Annotated in this window: 1 protein-coding gene; it reads right to left on the bottom strand. The window is 37.3% G+C overall.

Annotation, left to right across the window (positions count from 1 at the left end; genetic code table 11):
• On the bottom strand, positions 1-173 hold a 173-nt coding region (locus PZE06_RS27455), incomplete at its 3' end, for a twin-arginine translocation signal domain-containing protein (RefSeq protein WP_275792312.1).
• Positions 174-319: the final 146 nt, after the last annotated feature.

Genomic DNA, 319 nt, shown 5'->3' with positions numbered 1-319 from the left:
CCTACAGAACTATAAGGACAAATAGTAGGTGTTGGCGATAGTTTCGCAATCTTAAATTCTTCTGACTGTGCTTTTACTGACTTCTCGTCAAATCCAAGCTCAACAACTGCCAAAGTAGCAGCTACTGCACCAGACAATTTAAGAAACTGCCTTCTGGTTACATTCACTTCCATTTCTCTTCCCCCTCCGTTGTGTTTATTTACTTTTCCATAAATAGAACAAATAATAAATATATAGAAAATCCTACCTATCCCCGTCAGATCCTTTAGTAGCGAAGAATCTGGCTTATGTTAAAAAATGCTTAGTTATGATTATCCCC

The organism is Robertmurraya sp. DFI.2.37 (genome assembly GCF_029211245.1).
In the GTDB taxonomy this organism is placed as follows: domain Bacteria; phylum Bacillota; class Bacilli; order Bacillales; family Cytobacillaceae; genus Robertmurraya; species Robertmurraya methanolica_A.
The sequence above is the reverse complement of the archived record's forward strand: the minus strand, read 5'-3'. Positions and strand labels throughout refer to the sequence as shown.